The sequence below is a fragment of the Pseudomonas californiensis genome, from assembly GCF_021147775.1.
In the GTDB taxonomy this organism is placed as follows: Bacteria; Pseudomonadota; Gammaproteobacteria; order Pseudomonadales; family Pseudomonadaceae; genus Aquipseudomonas; species Aquipseudomonas californiensis.
In genome coordinates this window covers 1-8,899 of record NZ_JAGTPK010000002.1, presented here as the reverse complement: position 1 = coordinate 8,899, position 8,899 = coordinate 1, and the positions used below count along the sequence as shown (strand labels likewise).

Annotated in this window: 11 protein-coding genes and 1 pseudogene; 11 read left to right on the top strand and 1 reads right to left on the bottom strand. The window is 59.9% G+C overall.

Features of this window, described 5'->3' with window-relative positions; all coding sequences use genetic code 11:
• The first annotated feature begins 9 nt into the window (after positions 1-9).
• The 11 genes and pseudogenes from KDX37_RS02195 to KDX37_RS02145 form a co-directional block, all read left to right on the top strand.
• The gene (locus KDX37_RS02195) at positions 10-780 is read left to right on the top strand and encodes a thioesterase II family protein (RefSeq protein ID WP_406641238.1); all 771 of its coding nucleotides are present in this window, start codon (positions 10-12) and stop codon (positions 778-780) included.
• Positions 781-792: 12 nt separating this feature from the next.
• Positions 793-2,361 (top strand): yersiniabactin biosynthesis salycil-AMP ligase YbtE, encoded by a 1,569-nt coding sequence (ybtE, locus tag KDX37_RS02190; protein ID WP_231651028.1) that lies wholly within the window; start codon positions 793-795, stop codon positions 2,359-2,361.
• 15 nt (positions 2,362-2,376) lie between these two features.
• Positions 2,377-2,697, top strand: a complete 321-nt coding sequence (locus tag KDX37_RS02185; protein WP_231651027.1) for an isochorismate lyase — start codon at positions 2,377-2,379, stop codon at positions 2,695-2,697.
• Positions 2,694-4,079: an isochorismate synthase gene (locus KDX37_RS02180; RefSeq protein WP_231651026.1), complete on the top strand. Its 1,386-nt coding sequence runs from the start codon at positions 2,694-2,696 to the stop codon at positions 4,077-4,079. Before KDX37_RS02185 ends, KDX37_RS02180 begins: the two co-directional genes overlap by 4 nt.
• Positions 4,080-4,434: 355 nt before the next feature.
• The gene (locus KDX37_RS02175; RefSeq protein WP_231651025.1) at positions 4,435-4,770 is read left to right on the top strand and encodes an integrative conjugative element protein, RAQPRD family; all 336 of its coding nucleotides are present in this window, start codon (positions 4,435-4,437) and stop codon (positions 4,768-4,770) included.
• Positions 4,767-5,006, top strand: a complete 240-nt coding sequence (locus KDX37_RS02170) for a TIGR03758 family integrating conjugative element protein (protein WP_231651024.1) — start codon at positions 4,767-4,769, stop codon at positions 5,004-5,006. The genes KDX37_RS02175 and KDX37_RS02170 overlap by 4 nt, the downstream gene beginning before the upstream one ends.
• Before the next feature lie 17 nt (positions 5,007-5,023).
• A complete protein-coding gene (locus KDX37_RS02165; protein ID WP_058426013.1) occupies positions 5,024-5,395 on the top strand; it encodes a TIGR03745 family integrating conjugative element membrane protein in 372 nt (123 codons plus the stop codon).
• A 7-nt stretch (positions 5,396-5,402) separates the two neighbouring features.
• The gene (locus KDX37_RS02160; RefSeq protein WP_231651023.1) at positions 5,403-5,816 is read left to right on the top strand and encodes a TIGR03750 family conjugal transfer protein; all 414 of its coding nucleotides are present in this window, start codon (positions 5,403-5,405) and stop codon (positions 5,814-5,816) included.
• Complete coding sequence (locus KDX37_RS02155; protein ID WP_231651021.1) at positions 5,813-6,454, top strand: PFL_4703 family integrating conjugative element protein; 642 nt, start codon at positions 5,813-5,815, stop codon at positions 6,452-6,454. Before KDX37_RS02160 ends, KDX37_RS02155 begins: the two co-directional genes overlap by 4 nt.
• Positions 6,451-7,263 carry a TIGR03749 family integrating conjugative element protein gene (locus tag KDX37_RS02150; RefSeq protein ID WP_231651020.1) on the top strand — a complete coding sequence of 271 codons (813 nt, stop codon included), beginning with the start codon at positions 6,451-6,453 and terminating at the stop codon, positions 7,261-7,263. Before KDX37_RS02155 ends, KDX37_RS02150 begins: the two co-directional genes overlap by 4 nt.
• Positions 7,253-8,653, top strand: a pseudogene (locus KDX37_RS02145) (TIGR03752 family integrating conjugative element protein); the annotation flags it as partial. The gene KDX37_RS02150 and the pseudogene KDX37_RS02145, both read left to right, overlap by 11 nt.
• A gap of 35 nt (positions 8,654-8,688) precedes the next feature.
• On the opposite strand, the gene KDX37_RS02140 reads toward KDX37_RS02145, so the two are convergent.
• Positions 8,689-8,899: integrase core domain-containing protein (locus KDX37_RS02140; RefSeq protein ID WP_177034531.1), on the bottom strand; the 211-nt coding region annotated here is incomplete at its 5' end.

The following is an 8,899-nucleotide window of genomic DNA, read 5'->3' as shown; positions in this document are numbered from 1 at the left end:
CGCATGGACATGGGTATGAATATGCTGCGACCCTTTCTGCACGCCGATCAGTGCCAGAACCATGTGCTGCTGTGCCCGTTTGCCGGGGCCAGCGGCGGTGCATTTCACAACTGGCGAGGGCTCGACGAACTGGGCCTGGACCTGACGCTGGCGATCTATCCGGGACGCGACCAGCGCATGCACGAGCCCTGCCTGCGTCATGTCCAGCCGCTTGCCGAAAGCCTTGCCGCAGACATTCAGGCAATGCCGGCCACACAGCGCCGCACTCTGATACTGGCCGGTCACAGCATGGGGGCGCAGGTTGCCTTCGAGACCTGCCTGGTGCTGGAACAGGCAGGCACGCCACCCGCAGGTCTGGTGTTGTCAGCCTGCCATGCACCGCACCTGACGGGCAGACGACTGCTCAGCCATCTGGACGATCAACGCTTTATCGAACAACTGGTTGCCATCGGCGGTGTCAGCGACGCGTTGCTGGCAAATCCGGACCTGCTGGCGTTGTTCATGCCTTTGCTGCGTGCCGATTTTCAAGCCACAGAAAGCTATCACCGCCCGCTGCACGCGAATAGGCAGCGCTTGCGGATGCCAACCCTGTTGCTGCACGGCAGCCACGACCCCGAAGCCGATCAGGAGGAAGTCAGCGCCTGGCGGCAATGGCTGTGCGGCGACTGTCGGCAGCAGGTCATGGCCGGTGACCACTTCTATCTGACGCAACGCCCCAGAGCCTTCGCTGCACAGGTCCTGAACTTTATCGAACAGAGCATCAGCCCTTTCCATCCGTAACGGGAAACGACCATGCATACCGAACATACCTTTCACGACCCGCTACAGCCCTTCGCCGACCAGACCCTGCCTCAACGCCTGCGCCGATGGGCGAGCCAGCACGGCGCACATACCGCGCTGGTCTGCGGCACAGTACGCATGAGTTACACGCAACTGGACCTGCGGGTTGATCGCCTGGCGGGGGGCCTTGCGCAGCTGGGCATCACGGCCGGCGACCGGGTCATGCTGCAACTGCCGAACGGCGTCGGTTTTGTCTGCGCATTGTTTGCCGTGATGCGCATCGGCGCGGTGCCGGTGCTGGCCATGCCTACCCAGCGTGCAGAAGACATTGCAGCACTTTGCCGGCTGGCCGAACCGGTAGCCTACCTGATCCCTGAGCGTCTTCGGGACTTCGATTTCCGCGACATGGCCGCCAGGATTATCGAGCACCAGCCGTCACTGACGCATGTCATCGTCGACGGCGAGCCAGGGCCTTTCAAAGCGCTGTCGGCGCTGGACGGCCCCTGCCCGGCCGACCCGCTGGCAGACCCGCGCGGTATGGCCTTGCTGCTGCTTTCAGGGGGCACCACCGGCACCCCGAAACTGATACCGCGCAGCCATGCCGACTACACCTACAATTTTTCCCATTCAGCCAGACTCTGCGAACTGGACAACGACAGCGTCTACCTGGCGGTATTGCCTGCCGCACACAATTTCACCCTCGCCTGCCCCGGCCTGCTCGGCAGCCTGGCCGCAGGTGCGACCGTGGTGCTGGGCGACAGCGCCAGTTGTGATGCGGCCATGCCGTTGATTGAACGTGAAGGCGTCACCCATGTGGCGCTGGTTCCGCCACTGGCGCAACTCTGGGCTCAGGGGCGCGACTGGGAAGACAGTGACCTGTCCAGCCTGAAGCTGCTGCAGGTCGGTGGCTCGCGACTGGACCCGGCGCTCGCCACACACGTGCTCGAAGCGCTGGATTGCCGCGTGCAGCAGGTATTCGGCATGGCCGAGGGCCTGCTGTGCTACACCCGTCCGGACGACCCGCTGGAGATCGTGCTCAACACGCAAGGACGGCCACTGTCGCCGTTCGACGAGGTTCGTCTGGTCGACACCGACATGAACGAGGTTGCCTCCGGCCAGACCGGTGAGCTGCTGACCCGCGGCCCCTACACCATTACCGGCTATTACCAGGCGGCAGAGCACAACGCGCGCAGTTTCACCCACGACGGCTATTACCGCAGCGGTGACCTTGCGCGCTGGACGCCGGAAGGCAACCTGATCGTCGAAGGACGCATCAAGGAACAGATCCAGCGCAGCGGTGAAAAGATCTCCGCGGCACACATCGAAAATCATCTCACTGCTTTGCCCGACATTGACTCTGCCGTGGTAGTGGCCGTACCGGACCCGCTGTTGGGCGAGCGCATCTGCGCGTTCATTCTCGGCAACCAGCCGGCAGGTGCCGCCCACTACATTCGCGACCAGCTGCGCCTGCAGGGGTTGGGGGAAGACAAGCTGCCCGATCAGTTCGAGTGGCTTGCGGCATGGCCGCTGACCGCCGTGGGCAAGATCGACAAACGCCAACTGGCCGTTCTGGCCCAGTGAACCCGGGAGTAACCCATGAGTGTTGTGAAGTCTGCACCTGAGTGCGAAAACCTCGGCGACATACGCCAGGGCATTGATGAGCTCGACCGGCAGATTGTGCAAGTCCTTGCCCGGCGCCTGACCTATGTAAAGGCGGCTACCCGCTTCAAGGCCAGCCAGCAAGCCATTCCGGCACCCGAGCGGGTACGCGCAATGCTCGAAGAGCGGCGTCAATGGGCTGGCGATGCGGGCTTGCCGGTCGATGAAACGGAGGACTTCTTCAAAGACTTGATCCACTGGTTCATCAACCAGCAAATCACGCATTGGCGAGCGCTGCACCCGGAGAATGAGTCATGAGCCGACTGCCATCGTTCAGCGACCTGACAGAATGCCTGCAAAACGCTCAGGCTCGGGTCAGCGCATGCCAGCCACAGATACTGGCTTCGTTCTCCACCCCCTCACCGGAGGTCGAGCCGCACACGTTATTCTCGGCCAATCGAGAGCAGGTTCAACCCGCTTGTCTGTGGCATGTTCAGGCAAAAGGGCAATACCGTATCGGCTTCGGCCTGGCCCATGAATTCAACGCTGAGCCTGCGGACAGCTGGCGGATGCTTGAAGACCGCTGGCAGAACATGACGGCGACTGCCGTAATTCACGGCGAACATCGTCCGACACTGTTAGGCGGCTTCGCCTTTGATCGTGAGCAACCCCGATCAAGGTTGTGGTGCGACTTTCCCGATGCAGCCCTGACCCTGCCGCGCTTCGAACTCCACGGACGCGAAGGCCAGACGCTGTTGATAGTCAATGTACTGGTCGAGCAGCGCAGCCAGTGCAAAAAACTGGCCGAGATGCTTGCAAGCGAATGGGGGGCCATCCTCGCCCGCCCTCTACCCAATGCACCTACGGAAAACGATCAGTTTGTGCGCCTTTCCATGGCACATCTCTGGAAACAAGATGTGGCGCATGCAGTAACCCGAATCAAACGCGGAGGTCTGGAAAAAGTGGTGTTGGCCCGATCGCAGAATGTGCCTGCTTCGAAGCCCCTGCAGGCAGTGATACAACACCTGAATCGCAAGCAGCCCGGTGCGTACCTGTTCGCATTCGCTCGTGGCCGCAGTTGCTTCGTCGGCGCTTCGCCCGAATGCCTGCTGACCGTGCAAGGTAATCGTTTACAGACCATGGCCCTGGCAGGCACCGCACCGCGCGGAAAAAGTAGCGTTGACGATGCACGTCTAGGCAAGCAACTGCTTAGCAGCCAAAAAGACAACAGCGAGCATGCGATGGTGGTCGCCAGCATCAGGGAATCCCTAGACCGGTATTGCATGGTTCTGCAAATCCCGGCCAAGCCCCTGCTGCTCAAGCTGCCGCGCATCCAGCATTTGCTGACTCCGATTCATGGCACCCTTGCCCCTGGAGCAAGCCTGCTCAGCGTAGTGCACAGTCTGCATCCGACGCCGGCGGTTGGCGGTCTGCCTCGTGCTGCGGCACTCGATTACATACGCACCCACGAGCAACTGGACAGGGGCTGGTATGCCGCTCCGGTTGGCTGGCTGGACGATCAGGGCAACGGTGAATTTGCCGTCGCCCTGCGCTCGGCACTGCTGACAAACAGCAGAGCCACACTGTTCGCAGGGTGCGGGCTGGTCAGCGAGTCAGAGCCGGAAAGCGAATATCGGGAAAGCGATCTGAAGATGCAAACTATGCGCGAGGCTTTGCAGAACGAAGCAACCAGGGAATGACCAAAGGTGGTTGTTGGGGGGCTCAAAAATCACCGTCCTGAAAGACCACATTTTGTACTCCAGCAGCAGGGATGTTGACACCTCAGTTATGCCGAAGAGCTGAAGTATATTTTCAACGGCCGGTTATAGATGATAAGCGAATCACCTGTGACAGGAGCAGAACTGGGGCGTATTTACGATAATACTGCGTGCAAATCTAAGGCCGAGCCCGAAGGAACGCTCTTCGAGCACTCCAAATTCCTGCAGGGCCTCTATCGATATGCCCCATAAAAGCGATACACCCCTTCTCGCATTTAGTACTTAATAATCCGAACTTCAACTTTACTCTGGCCCCATCTAAATATGGGGCAACATTATGTCGACTACTGCCGTTCACTGTTTTTTACTCCTTTCACTGGCTATCTTTCACGGCAGCTGCTATGCCGCATCAGCTCATGAGCACGAACAGCTCAGCCTAGTTCAGCAGCAGCTCGACACTATCGAGCGCCTTGCAGCCCGGGCTAAGGTAGCCAGGACCTCTGAACCAAACGAACGCTATCGCTTCGACTATCCCCGTCTAATTCATGACATCCAGCGCATTCGTCAAGGTGTACAGGGCTATTTGTCCCCCTCCCGCGCCCAACCCCGTGATCCCGCTGAACTGGTGGGCAATTACCGCCTCGACACTCCGCATGCGGAGCCTTCGCCATGAGCATGACTGACGCCCAGACCGCCGCCTTTCAAAACGCTTCCGGCTTCTCGGCACAGGGCAGCTCGACACTGTGGCTGTCCTTGGTTCTCGTCCTGGCTTTGCTGTGGTGTGCCTGGGTGATGTGGGCGGCTTACCGGGGCTGGGCGACAGGAAGCGTGCGCTTTGGTGCCTTGGGCGGCAGCGCCGCGCGTGCACTGCTCACCTTGCTGATTTTGATGTTCTTCACCCTGTCCTAACACCGGAGATCGCCATTATGCTCAAGTGCCTTGTCCCCCTTAAAAACAACCTGCGTGATCGCGCAAGCCAACGCTTGATCGGTCTGCTGCTTGTGCTTGGTCCAGGCCTAGCTTTTGCCGAGCTACCGACCATGGAAGCTCCTTCACGTGGTGAAGGTTCCGGATTGATCGAGACGATCAAAAACTACGCCTACGACGGCGGCATTCTGCTCGGCCTACTGATTGCCCTGCTCGCGTTTCTCGGCGTGGCTTGGCATTCCCTGACCGTATTTGCCGACGTCCAAAACCAGCGCAAGACCTGGAAAGACCTCGGCGCGGTAGTGGGTATCGGCGCCCTGTTGGTGGTGATCATCATCTGGTTCCTCACCAAGGCTGCCGCGATTCTGTGAGGTTGGTATGAACGACGCTATCGAACGTCTTGCCGACGGCACTTTGGTCTTTCTGCCAGAGCGACTCAATCGTGATCCTGCCGTATTGCGCGGTTTAACCAATGATGAGATGTGGGTAGCCCTCGGCGCCGGCGCCGTCATTGGCCTGCTTCTGGGCATTCCTCTGGCGATCGTCACCGCCTCGATTGCCGTGGCGCCGACCAGCATGATCGCAGGCATTACAGTGGTGTTATTGGTCGGGGGCACGCTACTACGTCGGGCCAAACGGGCTCGTCCCGAGACGTGGTTGTACCGCAAGCTCGAATGGATACTCGCCAGCCGCTGGCGCCTGGGGCGCGGAAGTTTGATCCTGCACTCCGGCGCCTGGGCGGTTCGCCGTTCGCGTCGACTACGCCCTGCCCTGTCCCGGTGGCAACCATGAGTCGATTTCGGAACAAGGTCGATGCCCAACAGGCCCATATATTCAGCCTGCGTCTGGCGGTAATTATCCTTGCTCTAGTCTGTGCCGGGCTCTGGTACGGCTGGCGCTCGGCACCGACCGATCTGACCGTACATGTGCCACCGGATCTGCGCTCAGGCAGTACTCGTAAGTGGTGGGATATTCCCTCAGAGAATGTGTATGCCTTTGCCCTCTACATCTTTGGTCAACTCAACCGCTGGCCCTCGGATGGCGAGCAGGATTATCGCCGCGCCATCTATGGCTTGCAGTCCTACCTGACACCCGCCTGCAAGGCCTTCCTCGACGGCGACTACGAGTACCGCAAGGCCGCTGGTGAACTGCGCCAGCGGGTGCGTGGCGTCTACGAAATTCTGGGCCGAGGCTATAGCGAAGATCCGGAACTCAGGGTGAAGCAACTCGATCGCGACAGCTGGTTGGTCAAACTCGACCTCAATGCCGATGAATATTACGCCGCCGAACCGGTGAAACGGGTGGTGGTGCGTTATCCATTACGCGTAGTGCGTTTCGACCAGGATCCCGAACGCAACAAGTGGGGGCTGGCACTGGATTGTTATCAAGGCACGCCGCAAAAAATCTCCCTGCCTGGAGGTGAGCCATGAAGCGGATGTCGAACCTGGGACTCCCCGTCGCACTGATGCTATGGGGAGCTGCAGCGCAGGCCGTCGAGCTGATGCATTGGGAACGCCTCCCCCTCGCGGTCCCACTGGTGATCAATCAGGAGCGGGTGGTCTTTGTCGATGAGGATGTGCGAGTTGGCGTCCCCTCAACCCTGACGGGCAAGCTGCGCGTGCAATCCACCGGAGGCACACTGTACCTGCGCGCGTCGGAAGCCATTGCCCCGACCCGACTGCAACTGCAATCAGTCACGACGGGCGAGATCATCCTTCTGGATATCGCGGCCACTCCCGGTGATCAACCGCTGGAGCCTGTGCGTATTCTTAAGAATGCTCAGGTGCAAACTACCGAGGCTGAACCCAACACCGTCCCGGTTCCAGAACGTACACCGATCCCGGTCGCTTTGACGCGCTACGCCGCACAGTGCCTGTACGCGCCGCTGCGCACTGTGGAGTCTCTGCCCGGTGTACGCCGCACTCCGCTCAAGCTGCATACCGAACTTCCAACCCTACTGCCGACTGAAAACGTGTCCAGCACACCCATCGCCGCCTGGCGGCTCGGTGACTATTGGGCGACGGCCGTGAAGTTGCGCAATCGAGGTACGGCGATGGTGCAACTAGATCCGCGTCAGCTTCAGGCAAAGCTGTTCGCCGCGACCTTCCAGCATGCTTTCCTCGGGCCGGTCGGCAGTGCGGAAGACACCACGATTGCCTACCTCATCACTCGCGGTGCCGGCCTCGAACACGCCGTGATGCTTCCGCCCGTTGCGCGAGGTGCTGACGATGAAGGCTAACGCCTTGCTCAAATGGCTGGTACCGGCTGCGCTGCTGGCCGTGGTACTGATCATCATGAAAAGCTGGGTCGCGGGAGGCAGCACGCCTTCTCCAGAGCACCCAGTTGATCAGGGCGATATTCAATTATCTGCCGAGCAAGCCAAGTCGCTCGGCATTGCGGGTGATACCCCACGCGACACTGTCGCCACCTTGGTAGGCCAAGTGAAGGCCATGCGCAGCGACATGCTAGGTTTGAAGAAGCACAACGATTCGCTGCAGACGGAAAACAGCCGTCTACGTGAGCGGGAAAACAGTGTTGATTCGCGTATTCAGACGGCGCTTGGCAGCGTGACCCAGCAGGTCGACGAAGGCCGTCGACAAGCCAACGAGGCCCGACTAAAAGCAGAACAAGACAGTCGTCAGGCTCGCGGCCTGCTGACGCAATTGCAGGAACAGTTGTCGGGGCTGACCGGCAAAGGCAAGGATATGCCGATCGGACTGGGGCTTGAGCCGGACGACAGCGCTCAGTTCGAAGGGCAGCACTCTGCCAATGATGCACTGCAGTGGATTGAGCCCTCGGATGCTCTGCCCACCGACGCACAGAGCAAAACCAAAACCGAATCTGCCCAAAGTCTGCCTACTGCCTTCAACTCACTAGAGGGTTTGAAGGACAATGCCATCGACCGCAGCCAAAAGCAGTTACGCGAGGTCACCAAGGGTGAGCGTGACCTGACGCGATCCGGTGATCGTACCGAAGGTGCGAAGCCTGTCTACACCATTCCCGAAAATGCGACATTGATGGGCTCGGTCGCCATGACCGCGCTGATCGGCCGAGTCCCTGTGGACGGCACCGTGAATGATCCCTATCCCTTCAAGGTGCTGGTCGGCCCCGAGAACCTAACGGCCAACGGCATCTACCTGCCGGACGTCGCAGGGGCCGTGATGAGCGGCACAGCCTCCGGTGACTGGACCTTGTCTTGCGTACGCGGACAGGTCGAGTCGATCACCTTTGTGTTTACGGATGGCACCATCCGCACGGTGCCTCAGCCAAAGACGGTCTCCAGCCGCAATGCCTCCACCACCCAGAGCTCAAACACCGACAAGATCCGCGGTGGACTCGGTTACCTCTCCGATCCGTATGGCATTCCTTGCATTGCCGGCGAGCGTCGCTCGAATGCTCAGCAGTACTTGGGCAGTCAGACTCTGATCACTGCCGCCGGTGCTGGCGTCGCCGCCCTGCTCGGGAATGAACAGAACAACAGCAGCGTCATCAGTTCGGGCGGCAGTGCCTTCGGGGTCACTAACAACAGTGGTAATAGCGCACTGACCTCAATTCTCAGTGGTGGGGCCAGCGACATTCGAGAGTGGGTCAACAAACTGTATGGCGAAGCCTTTGCTGCCGTGTACGTGGACTTGCCCCTACAAAACCGGACACCAACTCCCCGTTAAATTGATGCTGCTGCCAAGCGCCTAAATTCTCTTGGCGACCGGTATTTCAAAGCGCTGTGCGGATGCTGCTCGTTGTAATGCTCGAAGGCAATCGTCAGATTGCGCAATGCTGTTTCTCGATCCGGCTTGGGCATGTGCGCCACGTAATCTCGCTTGATCGTCTTCACAAAGCTCTCTGCCATGCCGTTGCTTTGCGGGCTGCGTACT